Origin of the sequence: Methylobacterium sp. NMS14P (assembly GCF_028583545.1) — a bacterium.
Taxonomy (GTDB): Bacteria; Pseudomonadota; Alphaproteobacteria; order Rhizobiales; family Beijerinckiaceae; genus Methylobacterium.
The window spans coordinates 1,850,437-1,872,147 of the sequence record NZ_CP087106.1 but is presented as its reverse complement, the minus strand read 5'-3'; the positions used below and the strand labels follow the sequence as shown (position 1 = coordinate 1,872,147).

Here is a 21,711-nt window from a genome sequence, read left to right as displayed (position 1 = left end):
ATGGTTCCTGTGTCGACATACCCGGTCCGGCGGCCGCCCCGCGATCGCCTGCGCCGGTCCGGGAGCCGCTGATGGACGCGCTCCTCGTCGACGACAGCGCCACCATGCGGATGCGGCTGCGCCTCCTCCTGGAGGCCAAGCCCGACGTGTCGGTCACCGATCACGGCGACCCGGTCGCCGCCATGGTCGAGGCGCGGACGCGGGCCTTCGACCTCGTCCTGGTCGACTGCCACATGCCCGACATCGACGGGATCGCCTTCATCCGGCAGATGCGGACCATCCCGCACTACGCGCAGGTGCCCATCGTGATGGTCACCAGCGACATCTCGGACGCAGTGCGGCTCGCCGCCCTGGAGGCCGGGGCGACCGATTTCCTCGACAAGTCCATGCAGGGCGTCGAGCTCACCGTCCGCCTGCGCAACATGATCCGGCTCGCCCGTGCGGTGCGGCGGCTGGCCGAGCAGGCCGCCTGGCTCGACGGCGAGGTGGAGGCCGCCCTGCGCCACATGCGCGAGCGCGAGGAGGAGATCATCTTCCGGCTCGCGCTGGCGGTCGAGTACCGCGACAACGACACCGGCGACCACACGTGGCGGGTGGCCCGCTACAGCCAGATCGTGGCCGAGGGGCTCGGGCTGGCGCCGGAGACCTGCCGCAACCTCTACCTCGCGGCGCCGCTGCACGATGTCGGCAAGGTCGGCATCCCGGACGGCGTCCTGCTGAAGCCCGGCCGGCTCGACCGGGACGAGTTCGACCTCGTCAAGACGCACCCGGCGATCGGCCGGCGCATCCTGGGCGGGAGCGCCTCCGAGCTGATCCGGCTGGCCGCGGAGATCGCCGAGTTCCACCACGAGCGGTGGGACGGCGGCGGCTACCCGCACGGGCTCGCCGGCGCCGCCATCCCTCTCTCGGCCCGGATCGTCGCGGTGGCGGACGTGTTCGACGCCCTGACCACGGCGCGGCCCTACAAGGACGCGATGTCCTTCGAGGCGGCCCTGGACTGCGTCCGTGCCGAGAGCGGTCGCCATTTCGATCCGGACTGCGTGGCGGCGTTCTGCGCGCGCTTCCCGGACATCCGCGTCGCCGGCGGGCAGAACCGGGCGGCGGTGCGGCCGAGCGCCGGGCCGGTCACGGAACCCTGGGCCCGGGTCCCGACCCTGCTCCGCGAGGTCGCCCCGGCCGCGTCCGTCCCCACGGGGTGGCGCGCCGACACCCTCGACACGCTCCTGAAACCGTCCCTGGACTCGTCCCTGGACTCGTCCCCGGCATCCTCCCCCGCACCGTCGGCGAACCCGGACGCGTTTGCGCCGTTGATCCCCGACCCGCACGGATCACGGACGGAGCCGGACCATGACCCCGACCTGGAAGACGCTGCCGGAGATCGCCCTGGCGCACGGGATCTCCCTCGAGGATGCCCAGCGCCTCGTGGACGGGGCGAACTGCCCGAAGGTGTTCCGCGCGGACGGCACCGTCTACCTCATCTGAGCCCGTCCCATCCGGGTGCGTCCCATGCGGGTGCGACCCATGCGGGTGCGTCCCGCGAGTCCGTCCCGGGCGGATGACGCGCGGCCCGGCGGGCCCTAACCTGCCGGCATGCGCATCGTCCACACGCCCGATTCGAGCCGGCACGATCCCGAACGCTACATGCGGCGCGGCGCGCCGATCCCGCATCCCGAGCAGGCCGCCCGCTACGCGATCCTGCGGGACGCGGCGCTGCGGGGCGGCCACGACCTCGCCGAGCCGGCCGATCACGGCCTCGACCCGATCCGGGCCGTGCACGACCCGGACTACGTGGCGTTCCTGGCCGGGGCCTGGGCGCGCCGGGACGAGATCCCCGGCATCGGCGACGAGATCCTGACGGGCGCCTTCGCGCGGCCGCAGATGCACCGGAAGCCCGCCGGCCTCCTCGGGCGCCTGGGCCTCTACACCGCCGACACCTCGACGCCGATCCGCGCCGGTACCTGGGCGGCGGTCTACGGGTCGGCGCAGTGCGCGGTCGCGGCCGCCGACACGGCGCTAGCGGCGGGGCACGCCTACGCCCTGTGCCGCCCGCCCGGCCACCACGCCTACGCGGACTCCGCCGGCGGCTTCTGCTTCCTCAACAACAGCGCCATCGCGGCCGAGCGGATGCGCGCCGCGACCGGCGGCCCGGTGGCGATCCTCGACATCGACGTCCATCACGGCAACGGCACGCAGGGGATCTTCTACGCCCGCGCCGACGTGCTGACCGTCTCGGTCCACGCCGACCCGTCCGACTACTTCCCGTTCTTCGCCGGCTACGCCGACGAGACCGGCGCCGGGGCGGGGGCGGGGTTCAACCGCAACCTGCCGCTTCCGCCGGGCTCGGGGGACGCGCCCTGGCTCGAGGCCGTAGAGGCGGCCCTCGGGGCGATCGCCGCGCACCGGCCCCGGGCCCTCGTGGTGGCGCTGGGCCTCGACGCCGCCGCGGACGACCCGATCGGCGCCCTCGCGGTCTCCCGGGCGGGCTTCGTCGGGGCGGCGGAGCGGATCGCCCGGGCCGGGCTGCCCACGGCCCTGGTCCAGGAGGGCGGCTACCTCTGCGCGGCCCTGCCGGACAACCTCGCGGCCTTCCTCGCCGCCTTCGACGCCGCGCGCTGAGACTCGCGCCGCGTCCGCGCCGCGCCGCACGTGAAAAGTGAAGGCGTGATGCGATCATGATCGCCGAGGCGCCGGGGTGGCCACTCGGATATGGTCGACCCGATGCCACAACCGACCTATCAGGGCGGGGCGGGCGCCGCCGACGTGCCCCGGGCGGGAGGAACGGGCGATGGACGCGGGCGACGTGGGCATGCGCGGGACGGCCGGCGCTCCGTGGCACGCGGGTCTGACCCGGCGCCACTGGCGGATCCTGTGGGGCAGCTATCTCGGCTGGATCTTCGACGGCTACGAGGCGGTGGCGCTGGTCTACGCCCTGCGCCCGGCGCTGGCCTCGATCCTCACCCCCGAGCAGGCCCAGGCGCCGGCCTTCTACGTGGGTCTCGCCATCGGCATCACCCTGCTCGGCTGGGGGATCGGAGGCCTGATGGGCGGGATCGCGGCCGACTATATCGGCCGCAAGCGCATGATGATGGTGTCGATCCTGGGCTACGCGCTGTTCACGGGGCTCACCGCCTTCGCGGAGAGCTTCGCGCAGCTCGCGCTGCTGCGCTTCATCACCGGGCTCGCCATCGGCTCGGAATGGTCCACCGGCATCGCCCTCGTGGCCGAGACCTGGCCGAACCGGGCGCGGCCGAAGGGCTGCGGCTTCCTGCAATCGGGCTTCGGCGGCGGCGCGGTGCTCGCCGCCATCGTGTGGGCCGTGCTCGCCGCCACCGAGCCGCTGGGCGCGGAATCCTGGCGGATCCTGTTCGCGCTGGGCGCGCTGCCGGCCTTCGTGTGCCTGTACCTGCGCCGGGCGCTGGAGGAATCCGAGCAGTGGATGCGGGCGCTCAAGGCGCAGCGCTGGGCGGCCACCGCGGAGGACGCGCACCGCGCGCCGCGGAGCGCGCGGCGCCCGTTCTCCCTGACGGAGATCTTCCGCGAGCCCGAGAGCCGGCGGCGGGTCCTGCTCGCCACGCTCCTGTCCTTCGCCACCACGGTGGGCTGGTGGGCGGTCTCGTCCTGGCTGCCGGCCTACACGGAGGGGCTCGCCAAGGCCGCGGGCGCGCCGGCCAATGTCTGGGGCCCGCGCATGGGCATCGTCTACAACATCGGGGCGATCACCGCCTACGTGATCTCGGGCTTCGTGGCCGACGCGATCGGGCGCCGCGCCTTCCTGCTCGTGACCTATGCCGGCTGCATCGCCACGTCGCTCGCCTGCTATCTCTGGACCGGCGGGCTGGTGCCGTTCATGGCGCTCGCCTTCCTGAACGGGTTCTTCACCCTGGGCTTCGCCTTCTCGTGGATGGCGATCTACCTCGCGGAGCTGTTCACCCCGGCGGTCCGGGCGACGGCGTCGAGCGCGGTCTTCAACGGCGCGCGGCTGATCGCCTGGATCTTCCCGATCCTGGCCGGGCAGATCGTGACCGCCTTCGGGGGCGTCGCCGCGGCGGCGCTGACCCTGTCCAGCGTCTACGTGATCGGCCTCGTCGTGCCGTGGTTCATGCCGGAGACCCGGGGCCGGCCGCTGCCGGAATAGGCCGGCCCGGCCTCCGCCCCGCCGGCGGGCACCCCTAAGATCCGACCCGACGCGGAGCGGCCCCCGGCTCCGAGGGAGCCGGGGGCCGCGTCCTGCACGGGCCGTCCGGGGCGCCCGCCCTGCCTTCGGCCGGGCCGGCGCCGGCCGGTTCCTAGTCCTCGTCGTCCTCGTCCTGGTGCCGGCCCTTGAGCTTGGCGAAGACCGAATCGGCGTCGAGTCGCTCCTCGCGGCCGCCGTGATCGTCCTCGTGCTCCCGCTCGTCGGCGTCGCGGGCCGTGGAGACCTCGGCCGGCAGCAGCGACGCGCCGGACTCGGCCGCCACCGCGGCCGGGCGGTCGGCCGCCGCGCGCTGGACCTCGAAGTCGAGGTTGATCTGGGTGGTCAGGCCCAGCGTCACCGGGTCCATCGGCTGGAGCGAGCCCGAGTTCCAGTGGGTGCGCTCGCGGATCTGCTGGATCGTCGACTTGGTGGTGCCCACGAGCCGGATGATCTGCGAATCCTTCAGCTCCGGGTGATTGCGCAGCAGCCACAGGATGGCGTTCGGCCGGTCCTGGCGGCGGGAGAGGGGGGTGTAGCGCGGACCCTTGGTGGTGCGCTTCACCTCCGGCAGCTTCACCTTCGAGACGGCGGGCTTGAGCTTGTAGTGCGGGGCCTTCTGGGCCTTCTCGATCTCGTCGCGGGTGAGCTGGCCGGTGGAGACCGGGTCGAGCCCCTTGATGCCGGCCGCGACCTCGCCGTCGGCGATGCCCTTCACCTCCAGCGGGTGGAGCTTGCAGAAATCGGCGATCTGCTCGAAGGCGAGGGAGGTGTTCTCGACCAGCCAGACGGCGGTCGCCTTGGGCATCAGCGGACCCTGGGACATGCTTCTCGTGCTCCGGCCTGGCGGGACGGGGGCCGGGCATCGGGCCGCGGGCTCCGGATGACAGATCCGGATGTCCCGTCTCACGCTGTCGAATGGGGATGACGCACTATAGGCCCGGGCGGGGAGGGGCGCAATCGCGGGTTGGGCCCGTTCGGGGCCCGGCGCGCCGATTCACCGGCGGCCGGGATCACCGGGGTCGCACCCGGCCGTCGCGGGGTCCGGACCGGACAGCACCGCTTCGGCCCCGGCCGCCCTCAGCGCGGGCGCACCCCGTCGAGGAACAGCCGCACCGCCGCCTGCCGCCGCCGCTCCTGCGCTTCCGGGTCGGTGGCGATGCCGTAGAGGGTCGCCTGGGACGACCGGCCGAGGACGAGGCTGAGGAACAGGTCGGCCGCGATCTCGGGATCCGCCACGGCGATCCGCCCGCGCCGCGCGAAGGCGTCGAGCAGCTGCGCCACGGCGCGAACGCCGCGCAGCCAGCCCTCCTCGTGGGCGAGGCGGGCGAGCTCGGGGAACTGCAGCGCCTGGGCCACGAGGTTGCGCTTGAGCATCGCCGCGCCCGGCGACTGCCCGTGGGCCAGCAGGGTGCGGCTGAGATCCTCCAGGGCGGTCTCGACGTCGTCGCTCCCGCCCTGCGCGGCCTGGGCCTCGGCCGCGGCGGAGAGCGGCGCCAGCCACGCGGCGATCCGCTCGCGCAGGACCGCCTCGAACAGGGCCCGCTTGTCGCGGTAGCGCGCGTAGACCGTCGGCTTGCTCATGCCGGCGGCCTCGGCCACCGCGTCGATGGAGGTGGCGTCGAAGCCGCGCTCCAGGAACAGGGTCGTGGCGACGGCGATCAGGTGCGCCTCGCGCCGGGCCGCCTCCGCGCGGGTCGGCCGGCCGCCGCGCCGCGGGCCCGCCTCCGCCCGCTCGATCTCCGTGACCGTCACCCCGCGATCCTCCTTGCTCACCACCGCCAATCGTCCTATTAAAACGATACCGTACCGTTTTGATTCTGGCCAGACCCGATGGACGCACGTCGCAGCGACAGCTTCAAGAGCGCCGACCCGGTCGCGGCTGCGCCGGTCACCGCCCCGGCCACCGCGGCTGTCACGCCCCCGGTCCCCGCGCCGGTCCCGGCCACCGTCTCCGCCCCGGCGCCGCGCCGCCGCGCGCGGATCGTGCTGCCCCTCCTCGGCCTGCTCGCGCTGGGCGGGGCCGGGACCTACGGCTGGCACTGGTGGAGTGTCGGGCGCTTCCTCGAGGTGACGGACGACGCCTATCTCCAGTCCGACAAGGTCACGGTGGCGCCGCGCATCGCCGGCACCGTCGCGGCGGTGCTGGTCGGCGACAATCAGCCGGTGAAGGCCGGGGACGTCATCGCCCGCCTCGACGACCGGTCCTACCGGGTCCAGCTCAAGCAGGCCGAGGCCGAGGTCGAGAAGGACAGGGCGCAGATCCTGGGCGTCGCCTCGGCGATCGTCCAGCAGCGGGCGCAGGTCGCCTCGTCGCGGGCCGACCTCGCCAACGCCGAGGCCGCCCTCACCTTCGCGCAGCAGGAATACACCCGCTACCAGAACCTGCTGCAGACCGGGTCCGGCACGGTGCAGCGCCAGCAGCAGGCGGATTCCGACCTGCGCCAGCGCCACGCCGCCCGCGACAAGGCCGCCGCCTCCCTGGACGCCGCGCAGAAGCAGATCGACAGCCTGAAGGCGCTCGAGGCCAGCACCCGCGCGAGCCTGGAAGGCGCGCAGGCCAAGGTCGAGGGGGTGAGGCTCGACCTGAGCTACACCACCATCCTGGCGCCGATCGACGGCGTGGCCGGCGACCGGGCGCTGCGGATCGGGCAGGTCGTCTCGGCCGGCACCGGGCTCCTGACCCTCGTGCCGATGGGCCGCGACATCTACCTCGTGGCGAACTTCAAGGAGACCCAGACCGGCCGCATGGTCGAGGGCCAGCGCGTCACCTTCACGGTCGACGCCTTCGGCGACCACGCGTTCCGGGGCCGGATCGAGAGCTTCTCCCCGGGCACCGGCTCGCAGTTCGCGCTGCTGCCCCCCGAGAACGCCACCGGCAACTTCACCAAGGTGGTGCAGCGGGTGCCGGTGCGCGTCGCCCTCGACCCGTCGGACCCGCTCATCGGCCGCCTGCGCCCGGGCCTGTCGGTGGAGGCCACGGTCCACACCGCCGACCCGGTGGAGCCGGTGCGGCCCGCCCGGCCGAGGCCCGCTCCGGCCCTTGTCAGCGAGGCCCTGCCCCGATGAGTCCGGCCCCGATGAGTCCGGCCCCGACCAGCCCCGTGCCGGCCGTGGCCGTGGCCGTGCCCGAGGCGAAGGCGAGTGCCCGGGACTGGCTCGCCGTGTTCGGGGCGATCCTCGGCGCCTTCACGGCGATCCTCGACATCCAGATCACCAACGCGTCGCTCGCCGACATCCAGGGGGCGCTCGGCGCCTCCACCGAGGAGGGGAGCTGGATCTCCACCGCCTACCTGATGGCCGAGATCATCGTGATCCCGCTCACCGGCTGGCTGTCCTCGGTGATCGGCCTGCGCCGCTACCTCGCGGTGAACACCATGCTGTTCACCGCCTTCTCGCTGGCCTGCGCGCTGTCGACGACCTTGGGCCAGATGATCCTGTTCCGGGCCGGCCAAGGCTTCACCGGCGGCGTGCTGATCCCCACCGCCATCGTGATCGTGCGCACCCGGCTCTCGAAGGCGCAGCAGCCCATCGGAATCGCGCTGTTCGGGCTGACCGCGACCTTCGCGCCCGCGATCGGCCCGACGGTCGGCGGCTGGCTCACCGACAACCTGTCGTGGCACTACATCTTCTACCTGAACCTGATCTTCGGGCCCGTGGCGGCGGCGATCCAGCTCGGCGCCTTCGACAGCGTGCCGGCGCGCTGGGGCGAGTTGCTCAAGGGCGACTGGATCGGCATCGGCCTGATGGCGACCGGCCTGCCGGCCCTGACCTACGTGCTGGAGGAGGGCCAGCGCAAGGACTGGTTCGGCTCGCAGGTCATCGTGAACATGTCGCTGCTGGCGGCGGCCGGCATCACCGGCTTCATCGTCCGCGAGCTCACGACCGAGCGCCCGTTCATCAACCTGCGTGTCCTGGCCAACCGCTCGGTCGGCGGCGCCTGCGTGCTGATGACCGTGCTGGGCGCGGTCTCGTTCGGGTCGATCTACATCATCCCGGTCTACTGCGCGCAGATCCAGGGCTACAACGCCCAGCAGATCGGCTACGTGGTGATGTGGTCGGGCCTGCCGCAGCTCGTCCTCTTCCCGATGATGCCGCTGCTGATGCGGACCTTCGACGCCCGGGTGCTGGTGGTCACCGGCACGCTGTTCTTCATCGCGAGCTGCTGGATCAACGTCGGCCTGACCCACGATGTCGGCGCCGACCAGCTGATCCTGCCGCAGCTGATGCGGGCCATCGGCCAGCCGCTCTTCACCATCCCGCTCTCGCAGCTCTCCACCGTCGGCCTCGCCCCGCGCGACACCGCGGACGCCTCCGCCCTGTCGAACATGATGCGCAACCTCGGCGGCTCGATCGGCATCGCCATGCTGTCGACCATGATCGACCGGCGGGAGCACTTCCATTTCTCGATGCTGGCCGAGGCGATCACCGTCAACGCCACCCGCACCCAGGACCGGCTCGCGGCGCTCGCCGCCGGGATGCACGCCCGCATCGCCGACCCGCTGGCCGCCAAGGGCGTCGCGCTGGGCCAGCTCGCCGCCCAGGTCCGCCGCGAGGCCTACGTGATGGCCTACGCGGACGGGTTCTGGCTGGTGGGGGTGAGCCTCGTGGCGAGCCTCGCCGTGGTGGCGATCCTCAAGAAGCCGCAGCGCGCCGCCGGGCCCGTGGAGGCGCACTGAGCGGCCGGGGTCCTACCGCCCCGGCAGATTGTGGACGATCGGGAAGAACGTGTCCTTCCAGTCCTTGGGCTCGGTCTTGATGGTCTTCATCGCGTAGAAGTGCCGGGCCTGGAGCATGATGCCGTAGGGCGTGGTAGAGAAGTTCGTCCCGGGCTCCTTCATGATCTCGACCAGGGTCTCGGGGGGCGTCTTCTCGTTGGTGGCCGCCACGTAGTCCTTGGCGGCCTTGAGCGGATCCCGGGCGATCTCGGCATTGGCCTCGTCGATGGCGGCCACGATGGCGGCGGCGAGCTTCGGGTTGCGGTTGTACCAGCCGGTCCGGGCGTAGAAGATCGCGTTGCTCACCGGCTCGCCGACCAGCTCGTAGGAATTGAGCACCTTGTGGATCGCCGGGTCCTGCAGCTCGCGCTGCTGGAACGGCGGCAGCGAGAAGTGGCTGTTGACCTCGTTGTGCGGGCTCGCGAGCGCCGCCACGGCGTCGGGATGGCCGAGCTGGACGGTGAGCGGGTCGAGCTTGGTGGCGTTCTCGGGCCCGAACGCCTTCTTGGCGGCGATCTGGAGCAGCACCGCCTGGGACGAGACCTTCACGGAGGGCAGGGCGATCTTGTCCTTGGACGAGAAGTCCTTGAGTTCCTTCACGTCCGGATTGCGGGTGAGCAGCATCATCGGCGTGGTGCCGACCCCGCACAGGCCCTTCACGTCGCCCTTGGTGCGGTCGTTGAGCAGCAGCATGTTGGTCGAGCCGCTGTCGACGATGTCGATGTTGCCCGAGAGCAGCGCGTCGTTGCCGGCCGCGCCGCTCGTCAGGTTGACCCACTCCACCGTGACGTCCCCGAGGCCCGCGGCCCTGGCGTGCTTCTCGATCAGCTTGTGCTGCTCGGCGAGCACGGCGGGCAGGTAGACGAAGCCCGGCTGCCGGCTGATCCGGACCTTGGCATCGTCGGCCCGGGCGGGGGTGGCCAGCGCCAGCCCGGCCAGCAGCAGGATCGATCCCGCCCGCAGGAGCCGGCGGCGGCCCGGCAGCAGCGAGCCCGTCCGCGACGTACGCACCATGACGCTTCTCCCTGTGGCCCGGCACGATCCTGAGCGGCGCCGGGCTTTCGTTGGACGGGGAGTGGACAGGCTCGGACCGGCGCGCGCAAGGCCGTCTTCACGCTCCGCTAACGCAGAAGCTGCAAAATACCGCACGTTGAAATCATCTTCTTGAAATCATCGCGGGGGCGTGGGTGAAGATCGGGCTCGGAGCGAAGCTCCACACCATCACGGCCACCGCGCTGGTCGGCATCGTCGCGGTCTCGGGCATCGGCCTCGTCAGCCTGAAATCCCAGGTCGAGCAGGACCGGATGGCCAAGACGCGGAACCTCACGGACGTCGCCTACGGGGTCGCGGCCTATTTCGAGGGCGAGGAGCGGGCCGGGCGCCTGTCCCGGGCCGACGCGCAAGGGGCCGCGATCCGGGCCCTCAAGGCCCTGCGCTACGACGACAGGGAGTACTTCTGGGTCAACGACATGCAGCCCCGCATGGTCGCCCACCCGATCAAGCCCGAGCTGGAGGGCAAGGATCTCGCCGCCGTGCAGGACCCCACCGGCAAGCACCTGTTCGTCGACTTCGTCGAGACGGTGAAGCGGCAGGGCCAGGGCTTCGTCGACTATTACTGGCCGAAGCCCGGCGCCGACGCCCCCGTGCCGAAGCTCTCCTACGTGCGCGGCTTCGCCCCCTGGGGCTGGGTGATCGGCACCGGCATCTACGCCGACGACACCGCGGCGATCCTGCGGGACGCGGCCTGGAAGGCAGCGGCCGGCATGCTCGTGGTGGTGGCGCTGATCGGCCTGCTCGCGGCGCTGATCGGCCGGCGGCTGACGCGGCCGCTGCGCGCGCTGAACGGCGCCATGCACCGCCTCGCGGCCGGCGAGACCGCCGTCCCGGTGCCGGCGCGGGAGCGCCGGGACGAGATCGGCGCCATGGCGGGCGCCGTGCAGGTGTTCAAGGACGCGCTGATCGCCAAGGCCGAGTCCGACGCCCGCGCCGCCGCCAGCGCCGACGGGGATGCCCGGCGGGCCGCCGCCCTCGACCGGCTGACCCGGTCCTTCGAGACCCGGGCCGGCGCCCTGAGCCGCGGCCTCGCGACGGCGGCCGCCGACCTCGAGGCGACGGCGCGGACGCTGACCGTCACGGCCGCCCACACCACCGAGCGCACCGGCGCGGTGGCCGCGCAGGCGGCCGGCACCTCCGCCGACGTCCAGACCGCCGCGGCCGCCACCGAGGAGATGTCGGCCTCGGTCCAGGAGATCGCCGGGCAGGTGCAGCGCGCCTCGGAGATCGCCGGGCAGGCCGCCGTCAGCACCCGCCAGGGCGAGGCGACCGTGCGGGCGCTGGCCGCCGGCACCGAGAAGATCGGCGACGTGGTCGGGCTGATCGCGTCGATCGCCGGCCAGACCAACCTGCTGGCGCTCAACGCCACCATCGAGGCGGCCCGCGCCGGCACCGCCGGGCGCGGCTTCGCGGTCGTGGCCTCCGAGGTGAAGGCGCTCGCCGAGCAGACCGCCCGGGCGACCGAGGAGATCTCCGGCCAGATCGGCCGGATCCAGGGCGAGACCCGGGACGCGGTCGCGGCGATCGGCGCGGTCGGCCAGACCATCGAGGAGATGCGCAGCATCGCGGTCGGGGTCGCGGCCGCCATGGAGGAGCAGAACGCCGCCATCCAGGAGATCGTCCGCGGCGTGGCGAGCGCCGCCACCGGGGCGCAGGGCGTGTCCGAGAACGTCGTCGACCTCCGCCGCGGCGCCGACGAGACCGGCAGCGCCTCCGAGCAGGTGCTGGCGGCCGCCCGCGACCTCACCCGCGGCTCGGACGAGCTCGACCACGCCGTCAAGGCGTTCCTGGCGGAGGTCCAGGCGGCCTGAGTGAGGGGGCGGCCTGAGGGCGGCCGTGAGGGCGGGACCCGCGAGCGGGCAGGGCGGCGCTCAGCCCGCGGAGAAGCCCCGCACCGCTGCCCGCACCAGGGCGTCGATCATCGGCCGCACGTCGTCCACCCCGAGGGGGCCGAGGCTGCCGAGATCGGCGAGGTAGGTCATGCCGTGGACGCTGGACCACAGCGCCCGCGCCATCACGGGGATCGCCGCCTCGGCGAGGCGGCCGCCGTCGCGCAGCACCCCTTCCAGGATCCCGAACAGGGCCGCGATGTCGGCCTGCACCGAGTCCGGCGCCGGCACCGTGCGGCGCTCGAAGATCGCCGCCCAGGCGGCGTGGTGCGCGCCCGCGAAGGCGAGGTACGCGTCGGCCAGGCACAGGAGCCGCGCCTCCGTGTCCCGCGACGGACAGGCCGCCAGCGCCCCCGCGAGGGTGTCCCGGAGCCGGCGCATGGTGACGGCGTTCGCCTCCAGCCGCAGCACTTCCAGGCTGTCGAACTGCGTGTAGACCGAGCCGACCGCCGTGCCGGCCCGCTCCGCGACGCCGCGGGCGGTCAGCGCCGCCGCGCCGCCCGCGTTCAGGATCGCCACCGCGGCCTCGATCAGGGCCCGGCGATCGGCCTCCCGATCGCCGGGCTCCTTCCGCGGCCGCCCCCTCACTTTTTTCTGAACCTCGTTCATTTTATCCCTTGCGGCCCGGCGCGTCCCGTGTTTTATCTGTTTAATGAACGACGTTCAATCAAATCCGGACGCGGTCCGGCCCGTCGTTCCCGCGAGGTGAACCGTGATGAGGACCCTCTCCTTCCTGATGCGCGGCGTGATCGCCGACAACGCCCAGGCGATCCACGACGCCCATGCCGTGACGACCCTGCGCCAGCAGATCCGGGACGCCGCCGGCGCCCTGGCGACCGCCCGGCGGGAACTCGCCGTCGCCGTGGCCTACCACGCCGCCGAGGCGCGCGCCCTCGACGCCATCGGCACCCGCATCGACACCCTGTCGGACGGGGCGCGTCGGGCACTGGCCGACGGGCGCGAGGATCTCGGGACCGAGGCGGCGATCCACATCGCCGCCCTGGAGGACGAGCGGGCCGACCGCCGGGCCGCCGCCGAGCGCTTCGCCGCGGAGGTCGAGCGGCTGAAGCGCTTGGTCGCGCAGGGCGGCGAGCGGCTGCGGGACCTCGACCGCGGGCTCCAGACCGCCCGCACAACCGAGGCGCTGCGGCGGGCCGGCCTGGAGGGCCGCCGGGTCACGACCCTGTCGGCGGGGGCGCTGGGGGAGGCCGAGCGGACGCTGGCGCGCCTGCGCGAGCGGCAGGCGGCCGAGGCGGACGTCGCCGCCGCGCTGACCGAGCTCGAGGCCGAGGCCGCGGGCGGGATCGAGGCCGATCTCGAGGCGGCGGGCTACGGCCGCCCCCGCACGGACCCGCGGGCCGTGCTCGACCGCCTCAGGGCCGGCGCCTGACCGGCGCCGCACCGCTTCCCCTTCGATCATTCCTCAGGAGACCGCACCATGACACCGCAGATGCCCCATACCGGCGCCTGGAAGACCTTCACGCTGGTCAGCTTCGCCGCCGCCGCCGCCATGCTGACGTTCGGCATCTTCTTCCTGCCCGCCGACATCTGGATCAAGGGCTACCTCGCCATGGCGTCGCTGTTCCTCACGGGCACGACCTTCACCCTGGCCAAGACCCTGCGCGACGAGCACGAGGCGAGGCGGCTGATCAACAAGATCGAGGACGCCGCCACCGAGCGCGTCCTGCGCGAGGCGGTGCCGGGCCGGCTCTGACGCCGGCAGGCCCGGCACCGCCCCGGGCGGCGCGCGACCCGGGGCGGGGGAGGCGGCGCGCGACGGAGCGCGACCCGCTCCCCGGAGCCCTCAGGCCGCGGCGTCCAGGAACCCGGCCACGACCCGGGCGAATTCGGGGGTCCGCAGGTAGCCGTAGGATTTGTGCCGGTTCTCGGCGCCGTCCGGCCTCCGGTAGGCGTTGATCACCGGCACGTCCCGCACCCGCACGCCGGCGGCGTTCGGCGCGTAGAGGGCCGCGAGGTCGTCGCCCACCGTGGCGATGTCCTGGCGGTCCATCAGGTTGGTCCAGGCGGCGAGCGCCGCCGGCACCCGGAGGTCGCCGTGCTCGTCGGCGAGCTTCAGTTTCAGCTCGGCGAGCCCGAGGGGGGCGCCGAGGGTGACGAGGTCGCAGCGCGGCATCGGCGTCCCGTCCGCCTCGGCGGCGCGCAGCACGTCGTGGGCGATCAGGCCGCCCATCGAGTGCGCGGCGATCAGCACGCGGTCCGCCGCGGCCGCCGCCAGGGCGTCGCGCAGGCGCGCCCGCGCCGCCGCCCGGAACGCCGCGTCCTCGTAGTAGCCCCAGAGGTCGTCGAGCCGGTATTCCAGGATCAGGTCGTCCACCGGCGTCAGCCCGGCGGCCTCCTGCAGGTGCGACAGGCCGCGGTAGATCCGGTCGGTGAGGGTCGGCTCGGCGCGCTCCGGCTCCCCCGCCGGGGAGGGGAACGGCCCGAGGCCGTTGTCGGGGCGGTAGGGCTCGCGGTTGCGGTCGCCCGCGAGCGGCTGCGGGTAGCGCAGGTCCGCCCAGTAGACGAAGGTGAAGGGCAGGTCGGCCTCCGCCACCCGGAGCCCGAGATTGCGGTCGAGCCCCTCGCGGATCGCGGCGCGCCACCAGGCGGCCTTCTCGTCCCGGGGCGGCTTGTTGGCGAGCCCGTGGATGCCGATGATGTGCGTCCGACCCAGTGTCCGCTCCCAGACCGACGAGAGTGCCGGCCGGGCAAGATAGGGCCGCCCCGCGCGGACGGAACTGCGGCTAAGTTTCCGCGCGGCCGCACGCGGCCCGTCGTTCCTGCCGCTGCCCCGCGCCGTCGCCCTCCCCCTCACCCCGCCGTCACCCCACCGTCCCCCCATTGCCACACCTCGCGCCCGCCATAGCTGCGCTGCGGGAACCGGATCGGGCCCGGGGCCTTCTCCCACGACAGATGATCCTGCCGCGCTTGCGTCCCGGTGCGCGCGGCCAATGACGAGGACGGTGGCCCGATGCGGCGCGCCCACAGCATGGAATTCGGGGCCGAGATGGTCGGGGGCGGCGTCCGCTTCGCCCTCTGGGCGCCCACCGCCCGGAGCGTCGACCTCGTCGTCGACGGCATCGACCACCCGCTGCCCGAATCCGGCGGCGGCTGGCGGCGCACCGCCCTGCCCGGCGTGAAGCCCGGCGCCCGCTACGGCTTCCGCATCGACGGCGACCTCGTCGCCCCCGATCCCGCCTCGCGCTTCCAGCCGGACGACGTCTCGGGCTTGAGCGAGGTGATCGACCCGCGGAGCTTCGAGTGGTCCGACGCGGGCTGGACCGGGCGGCCCTTCGCGGAGGCGGTGATCTACGAGTGCCACGTCGGCACCGCGACGCCGGAGGGCACCTATGCCGGCCTGCAGGCCCGGCTGCCCGACCTCAAGGCGCTCGGCGTCACCGCCATCGAGCTGCTGCCGCTCGCCGACTTCAAGGGCTCGCGCAACTGGGGCTACGACGGCGTCCAGCCCTACGCGCCGGACGGCGCCTACGGCCGCCCGGACGACCTCAAGCGCCTGGTCGACGCCGCCCACGGGCTCGGCCTGATGGTCTATCTCGACGCGGTCTACAACCACTTCGGCCCGGCCGGGAACTACCTCCACGCCTACGCCAAGACGTTCTTCACCGAGCGCCACCAGACGCCGTGGGGCGCGGGCATCAACTTCGACGGCAAGGAGAGCGGCGCCACGGTGCGGCAGTTCTTCATCCAGAACGCCCTGTACTGGCTGGAGGAGTACCGCTTCGACGGCCTGCGCTTCGACGCCGTCCACGCCATCCTCGACGATTCGCCCCGCCACTTCCTGGCCGAGCTCGGCGAGACGGTCCGGAGGACCTTCCCCGACCGCCAGATCCACCTGATGCTGGAGAACGAGGCCAACCAGGCCCGCTGGCTGGAGCGGGACGCCGCCGGGCGCCCGAAGATGCACGACGCCCAGTGGGCCGACGACCTGCACCATTGCTGGCACGTCCTGCTGACGGGCGAGGACGCCGGCTACTATAAAAGCTTTGCCGACAAACCGGTCGCCCACCTCGCCCGCTGCCTCGCGGAGGGTTTCGCGTATCAGGGCGAGCCGTTCCCGACGCTCGACAACCACCCGCGCGGCGAGCCCTCCGGGCACCTGCCGCCCTCGGCCTTCGTGACCTTCCTCCAGAACCACGATCAGGTCGGCAACCGGGCGCTCGGCGAGCGGCTCAACCATCTGGCCGATCCCGAGAAACTCGACCTCGCGCGGGCCGGGCTCCTGCTGGCGCCGCAGATCCCGATGCTCTGGATGGGCGAGGAATGGTCGGCCTCGGCGCCGTTCCTGTTCTTCGTCGACTTCGCGCCGGACGAGGACCTGAACAAGGCGGTGCGCGACGGCCGCCGCCGGGAGTTCAAGAGCTTCGCGGCGTTCGCGGACGACACCTCCAAGATCCCCGATCCGACCGAGGCCGAGACCTTCGCGGCGTCCAAGCTCGACTGGTCCGAGCGGGAACGTTCGCCCCACCGCGAGGTGCTGGCCGAGACGACGCGGCTCCTCGACCTGCGCCGCGACGTGGTCGTGCCGCTGGCGAAGTCCGGCTACGAGGGCGCCGCCGCCACCCTGCCGCGGGCCGATGTGGTCGACTGCACGTGGCGCTTCGGCGCCGGCACCCTGCGCTTCGTCGCCAATGTCGGCGACGCCCCCTTCGCGCTGGATCCGGGCGGCGCCCGCGTGGTCTGGACCAACGCCCCGGACGGCGCCGGACGCGACCTGCCGTCCTGGACGGGCGTGTTCCTGACGGAGGCCCGCTCGTGAGCGCCCTGGAACAGCTCGCCGACCTCGTCGGCGTCGCCGCCGGCTACACCGACGCCTTCGGCAAGCCCGTCGAGACGCCGCTGGAGGTGCGCCGCGGCCTGCTCGCGGCGCTCGGCTTCGCGGTGGACGACGCGGCGGCGATCGCCGGGAGCCTGGCGGAAGTCGAGCGCCTGCGCCGCGGCCTGATCCCGCCGCTGCTGCCCGTCGAGGCCCGCCGGGCGGCCCGGGTGCCGGTGCGCCCGCAGGACGGCGCGCCCCACACCCTGGTCTGGCGCCTCGTCGACGAGCGCGGCACGGCGCGGGAGGGGCGGGCGAACCCGCACGGGTCCGAGCCCGGCTTCGAGCTGCCGCCGCTGACGCCGGGCTACCACCGCCTGACCGTCCAGGCCGGGCAGACCCGCACCGAGGCCTGGGTGATCGCCGCGCCCCAGCGCTGCTGGCGCCCGCGCCCCTACACGGAGGAGGGGGCCTCCGACTGGGGCATGGCCGCCCAGCTCTACGGCCTGCGCTCGGCCACCAATATCGGCATCGGCACCTACGCGGATGCCGGCGAGGCCGCCCGCGAGGCGGCCCTGCGCGGGGCGGCGTTCCTGGGCTTGAGCCCGGTCCACGCCCTGTTCGGCTCCGACCGGACCAAGATCTCGCCCTACTCGCCCTCCTCGCGCCTGTTCCTGGAGACCCTGTTCATCGCCCCGCGCAGCCTGCCGGGGCTCGCCGGATCCCGGGCCGAGGCGCTGCTCGCCGAGCGGGAAGACGCGATCACGGCGCTGCGCGAGGCGGCCCTCGTCGACCACCAGGGCGTCCACGACGTGCTCGACCCGGTGCTCCGGGCGCTCTGGGCGGACTCGCCGGCCCGGGCCGGCACCGACGCGGGCTTCGAGCAGTTCCGCCAGGAGGGCGGCGAGGATCTCGAAGCGCACGCCCTGTTCGAGGCGCTGTCCGAGCATTTCCGGGGGCAGGGGGCCCACTGGCTGGGCGACTGGCCGGAGGCGTATCGCCGGGCCGGCACGGACGCGGTGCGGGCCTTCGCGGCGGAGAACGCCGAGCGCGTCGGCTACCACGCGTGGCTGCAGTACCTCGCCGACCGGCAGCTCGCCGAGGCCTCCGCGGCGGCGCTCGGGGCGGGCATGCGGGTCGGCCTCTACCGCGACCTCGCGGTCGGCGCCGACCGGGGCGGGTCCGAGATCTGGTCGCATCCCGAGCGCTTCGCCGACAGGGTGTCGATCGGCGCGCCGCCGGACCTGCTGGCCCCGAAGGGCCAGAACTGGGGCCTGCCGGCCTTCGACCCGCTGGCGATGGAGCGCGACGGGCTCGCGGCCTTCCGGGCCCTGGTCCAGGCCAACATGCGCCACGCCGGCGCGATCCGGATCGACCACGCCTTCCAGCTCGCCCGCCTGTTCCTGATCCCGCTCGGCGCCGGCGCCCAGGCCGGCGCCTACGTGGCCATGCCGTTCGAGCCGATGCTGGCGGTGCTGCGGCTGGAGAGCCACCGCAACAAGTGCCTCGTCATCGCGGAAGACCTCGGCACCGCGCCCGAGGGCTTCTCCGACGCGCTGATGCGGGCCGGGGTGCTCAGCTACCGGATCCTCGCCTTCGAGCGCGAGGCCGACGGACGGTTCAAGCCGCCCTCCGCCTACCCGCGCGACGCGCTCACCGCCATCACGACCCACGACCTGCCGACCTTCGTCGGCTGGTGGCGCGGGGTCGACACCGACACCCGCCAGTCGCTCGGCCTCTACGACCAGGAGCGGGCCGAGGCCGAGCGGGGCGAGCGGGTGGTGGAGCGCCGCCGCCTCGCCGAGGCGCTGGCGGCCGAGCAGCTGCTGCCCTCCGCCGAGCCCCCGGACGCCGCGCCCTTCGAGGCCGCCGCCCGCTACCTCGCCCGCGCGCCCTCGATGCTCACCGCCGTCCAGTACGAGGACGTGGTCTCGGAACTCGCCCAGGCCAACGTGCCGGGCTCGACCGAGGGCTACCCCAACTGGCGGCGCAAGCTCGACCGGGACCTCGTGGACATCGCCGCCCCCGGCGGGCCACTGGCGAAGCTCGCCGCGTCCCTCTCGGCCGAGGCGCGGGGCCCGCGCTCGGGCGCCGCGCGGCTCGCCGCGCCGCCGCCGCGCGCGACCTACCGGCTGCAGTTCCACAAGGACTTCACCTTCGCGGATGCGGGCCGGATCATCCCGTACCTGCACCGGCTCGGGATCAGCCACGTCTACGCCTCGCCGCTCCAGAAGGCGCGGCCCGGCTCGACCCACGGCTACGACATCGTCGACCACGGCGCGATCAACCCGGAGCTCGGCGGCGAGGCGGGCTTCATCGCGCTCTCCGAGACGCTCCACGCCCACGGGATGAAGCTGCTGCTCGACATCGTCCCGAACCACATGGGCGTCGGCGGCGCCGACAATCCGTGGTGGCTGTCGGTGCTCGAGTGGGGCTCCCTGTCGCCCTTCGCCGACGCCTTCGACATCGACTGGCAGCGGCTCGGGGCCGGGCGCAACCTCGTGATCCCGTTCCTCGGCGACCGCTACGGCGAGGCCCTGGAGAAGGGCACGCTGGAGCTGAAATTCGACCCCGAGAAGGGCGCCTTCAGCGTCTGGCACTACGAGCACCAGCTGCCGATCCGCCCCTTGAGCTACCCGACCATCCTCAACCGGGTGATCGCCGCGATCGGGGCGGTGGACGACGACACCACCGCGGAGCTGCTCGCCATCTCCGAGCGGCTGCGGGCCATGGCGATCGACACCGACGAGACCCGCAGGAAGAGCTTCCCCGAGGAGGCCGAGGGCCTGAAGCGCCGGCTCGCCGAGATCTACGGCGTGTCGCCGCTGATCCAGGAGGCGACCGCCAGCACGCTGGCGCTGCTCAACGGCTTCAAGGGCCGCCCGGACAGCTTCGGGCCGCTGCACCGGCTGCTGGAGGCCCAGGCCTACCGGCTGGCCCACTGGCGGGTGGCGTCGAGCGACATCAACTACCGCCGCTTCTTCGACGTGAACTCGCTCGCCGGCCTGCGGGTCGAGCTGTCGGACATCTTCCACCGCTCGCACGAGACCGTGTTCCGGCACGTCCGCGAGGGCCGGATCGACGGGCTGCGCATCGACCACATCGACGGCCTCGCCGACCCGCTGGGCTACGCGCGGGCGCTCCAGGCGGCCGTCGGCCCCGGCTTCTACGTGGTGGTCGAGAAGATCCTGGAGCCGGGCGAGCGGCTGCGGCCCTGGCCGGTGGCCGGGACCACGGGCTACGACGTGCTCAACCAGCTCGACGGCATTCTCGTCGACAAGGGTCGGCGCGGGAAGGTCGAGCGGCTCTACACCTGGGCCACGGGCTTCGACGAGCCCTACGGCTTCCAGCTCCGCGCCGCCAAGGCCGAGATCCTGGAGATCAGCTTCGCGAGCGAGCTGGAGGTGCTGACCACCGACCTGAAGGAGGTCGCCGACGCCGACCGGCGCACCCGCGACTTCACCGTCAACGCCCTGCGCCGGGCGCTGATCGAGATCATCGCACGCTTCCCGACCTACCGGAGCTACCTGCCGTCGGATCTGGAGGAGGGCGAGGTCGAGCCCGAGGATGTCCGCCTGATCGAGGGCGCCGTCGCCAAGGCCAAGCGCTGGTCGAGCCTGCCGGACCGCTCGGTCCACGACTTCGCCGCCGACGTCCTGCTCGGGCGGGTCGAGACGGCGGGGCCGGGCCGGCCGGACCCGCGGGTGGTCCTGCGCTTCCGCCGCCGGTTCCAGCAGCTCACCGGCCCGGTCATGGCCAAGAGCCTGGAGGACACGCTGTTCTACCGCTACGCGTGCCTGCTGGGCCTCAACGAGGTCGGCGGCGATCCGGGCGAGTACGGGATCGACGCGGAGCACTTCCACGACCTGCAGACCGCCCGCGCCCGCGACTGGCCGAGCGCCATGATCACCACCGCGACCCACGACACCAAGCGCGGGGAGGACGCCCGCACCCGGCTGCTCGCCCTCTCGGAGATCCCCGAGGAATGGGCCAAGGCCTGGGACCTGTGGCAGCGGAAAGCCGGCCCGCACCTCGCCCGGATCGACGGCGAGCCGGCCCCCGACGCCAACGACCAGTGGATGTTCTTCCAGGCGATCCTGGGCGCCTGGCCCCTGGAGCTGCTGGAGCGGGACGAGGCCGGGGCGATCGCGGATTTCCGCGACCGGCTGATCGCCTACGGCGAGAAGGCCATGCGCGAGGGCAAGCGCCGGTCGAGCTGGGTCAACGTCGACGAGGTCTACGAGGGCGCGGTCAAGCGGCTGTTCACGGCGCTGATCGCCCCGGGCTCGGAGTTCCTGGACGCGCTCCGGCCCTTCGCCCGGCGGCTCGCCCATCTCGGCATACTGGCGAGCCTCGGCCGGACGGTCCTGAAATGCACGCTGCCGGGCCTGCCCGACACCTACCAGGGCACGGAGATCTGGGACTTCTCCTTCGTCGATCCCGACAACCGCCGCCCGGTGGACTACCCGGCCCTGGAGCGGATGCTGGGGGAGGGCGGGGCGCCGGCGGAGCTGCTGGGCCACTGGCCGGACGGGCGGGTCAAGCAGGCGACGCTCACGCGGCTGCTCGCCGAGCGGGCCGAGCGCCCGGACTTCTACGCCATCGCCGCCTACGAGCCCGTCGCGGCCACCGGCGCCCGGGCCGACCACGTGATCGCCTACCGGCGGACCGATCCCGTCCAGGAGGGCGGCGACCTGTTCGTGGCGGTGCCGCGCCTCTTCGCGGGCCTGGTCGGCGAGGCGGGATGGTCGGGCGAGGCCTTCGCGGGCACCCGGGTCGACCTCGGCGCCGGCACCCGCTGGCGGGACCTCGCCTCGGGGCGGGTGGTCGAGGGGGAGGGGGCCGATCTCGGGACCCTCCTGCGCGACCTGCCCTACGCGGTGCTGCGGCGGGACTCGTGACTGCGCCGTCGTCGCGAGCGGCGAGGGGCGACCCAGGGCAGCGCGACCTGGATCAGCGTGGCGCTGCTGGGTCGCTTCGCTCCGCTCGCTATGCCGGCGGCGGTCCGGGCGCGTCTTCCGGTGCCCCCTCCGCAGCTCTGTCACGCGACTCTGCTGAGATACGTCGGACCGGATCGGGCGGCACAGCCCGGCGGTTCGGGCGTTA

General features: G+C 73.4%; 14 protein-coding genes and 1 pseudogene. 10 read left to right on the top strand and 5 right to left on the bottom strand.

Going from position 1 to position 21,711, the window contains the following annotated elements:
• Nucleotides 1-71 precede the first annotated feature (71 nt).
• The 3 genes and pseudogenes from LOK46_RS08670 to LOK46_RS08660 all read left to right on the top strand — a co-directional run.
• A pseudogene (locus tag LOK46_RS08670) lies at nt 72-1,172 on the top strand (HD domain-containing phosphohydrolase); the annotation flags it as partial.
• A 418-nt stretch (nt 1,173-1,590) separates the two neighbouring features.
• Nucleotides 1,591-2,616, top strand: coding sequence for a histone deacetylase family protein (locus LOK46_RS08665; protein ID WP_273563394.1), 1,026 nt, complete (start codon nt 1,591-1,593; stop codon nt 2,614-2,616).
• Between the two features lie 169 nt (nt 2,617-2,785).
• Complete coding sequence (locus LOK46_RS08660) at nt 2,786-4,135, top strand: MFS transporter (protein WP_273563393.1); 1,350 nt, start codon at nt 2,786-2,788, stop codon at nt 4,133-4,135.
• 151 nt (nt 4,136-4,286) lie between these two features.
• Here LOK46_RS08660 and LOK46_RS08655 read toward each other — a convergent pair whose 3' ends face one another.
• Both LOK46_RS08655 and LOK46_RS08650 read right to left on the bottom strand, forming a co-directional pair.
• Entirely contained in the window at nt 4,287-4,997 is a 711-nt protein-coding gene (locus LOK46_RS08655; protein WP_273563392.1) for a DUF1013 domain-containing protein, read from the bottom strand.
• A gap of 254 nt (nt 4,998-5,251) precedes the next feature.
• Nucleotides 5,252-5,926: a TetR/AcrR family transcriptional regulator gene (locus LOK46_RS08650; protein ID WP_091926397.1), complete on the bottom strand. Its 675-nt coding sequence runs from the start codon at nt 5,924-5,926 to the stop codon at nt 5,252-5,254.
• A 78-nt stretch (nt 5,927-6,004) separates the two neighbouring features.
• On the opposite strand from LOK46_RS08650, the gene LOK46_RS08645 reads away from it, so the two are divergent.
• Entirely contained in the window at nt 6,005-7,240 is a 1,236-nt protein-coding gene (locus LOK46_RS08645; RefSeq protein ID WP_273563391.1) for an HlyD family secretion protein, read from the top strand.
• Nucleotides 7,241-7,251: 11 nt separating this feature from the next.
• Nucleotides 7,252-8,850: a DHA2 family efflux MFS transporter permease subunit gene (locus LOK46_RS08640; protein ID WP_273563390.1), complete on the top strand. Its 1,599-nt coding sequence runs from the start codon at nt 7,252-7,254 to the stop codon at nt 8,848-8,850.
• Between the two features lie 12 nt (nt 8,851-8,862).
• Here LOK46_RS08640 and LOK46_RS08635 read toward each other — a convergent pair whose 3' ends face one another.
• Entirely contained in the window at nt 8,863-9,903 is a 1,041-nt protein-coding gene (locus LOK46_RS08635; protein ID WP_273563389.1) for an ABC transporter substrate-binding protein, read from the bottom strand.
• 173 nt (nt 9,904-10,076) lie between these two features.
• On the opposite strand from LOK46_RS08635, the gene LOK46_RS08630 reads away from it, so the two are divergent.
• Nucleotides 10,077-11,753 (top strand): methyl-accepting chemotaxis protein, encoded by a 1,677-nt coding sequence (locus LOK46_RS08630; RefSeq protein WP_273563388.1) that lies wholly within the window; start codon nt 10,077-10,079, stop codon nt 11,751-11,753.
• 60 nt (nt 11,754-11,813) lie between these two features.
• On the opposite strand, the gene LOK46_RS08625 is transcribed toward LOK46_RS08630, so the two are convergent.
• Nucleotides 11,814-12,440, bottom strand: a complete 627-nt coding sequence (locus LOK46_RS08625; protein WP_273563387.1) for a TetR/AcrR family transcriptional regulator — start codon at nt 12,438-12,440, stop codon at nt 11,814-11,816.
• Nucleotides 12,441-12,546: 106 nt separating this feature from the next.
• On the opposite strand from LOK46_RS08625, the gene LOK46_RS08620 reads away from it, so the two are divergent.
• Nucleotides 12,547-13,221 carry a PspA/IM30 family protein gene (locus tag LOK46_RS08620; protein ID WP_273563386.1) on the top strand — a complete coding sequence of 225 codons (675 nt, stop codon included), beginning with the start codon at nt 12,547-12,549 and terminating at the stop codon, nt 13,219-13,221.
• Nucleotides 13,222-13,269: 48 nt separating this feature from the next.
• A complete protein-coding gene (locus tag LOK46_RS08615) occupies nt 13,270-13,545 on the top strand; it encodes a YiaA/YiaB family inner membrane protein (RefSeq protein WP_273563385.1) in 276 nt (91 codons plus the stop codon).
• Between the two features lie 90 nt (nt 13,546-13,635).
• Here LOK46_RS08615 and LOK46_RS08610 read toward each other — a convergent pair whose 3' ends face one another.
• On the bottom strand, nt 13,636-14,505 hold the full coding sequence (locus LOK46_RS08610) for a hypothetical protein (protein WP_273564567.1): 870 nt from the start codon (nt 14,503-14,505) through the stop codon (nt 13,636-13,638).
• Nucleotides 14,506-14,802: 297 nt separating this feature from the next.
• Between LOK46_RS08610 and treZ the strand changes: the two genes are divergently transcribed.
• Both treZ and LOK46_RS08600 read left to right on the top strand, forming a co-directional pair.
• The gene (gene treZ, locus LOK46_RS08605; RefSeq protein ID WP_273563384.1) at nt 14,803-16,608 is read left to right on the top strand and encodes a malto-oligosyltrehalose trehalohydrolase; all 1,806 of its coding nucleotides are present in this window, start codon (nt 14,803-14,805) and stop codon (nt 16,606-16,608) included.
• A complete protein-coding gene (locus LOK46_RS08600) occupies nt 16,605-21,506 on the top strand; it encodes a malto-oligosyltrehalose synthase (protein WP_273563383.1) in 4,902 nt (1,633 codons plus the stop codon). The genes treZ and LOK46_RS08600 overlap by 4 nt, the downstream gene beginning before the upstream one ends.
• Nucleotides 21,507-21,711 lie beyond the last annotated feature (205 nt).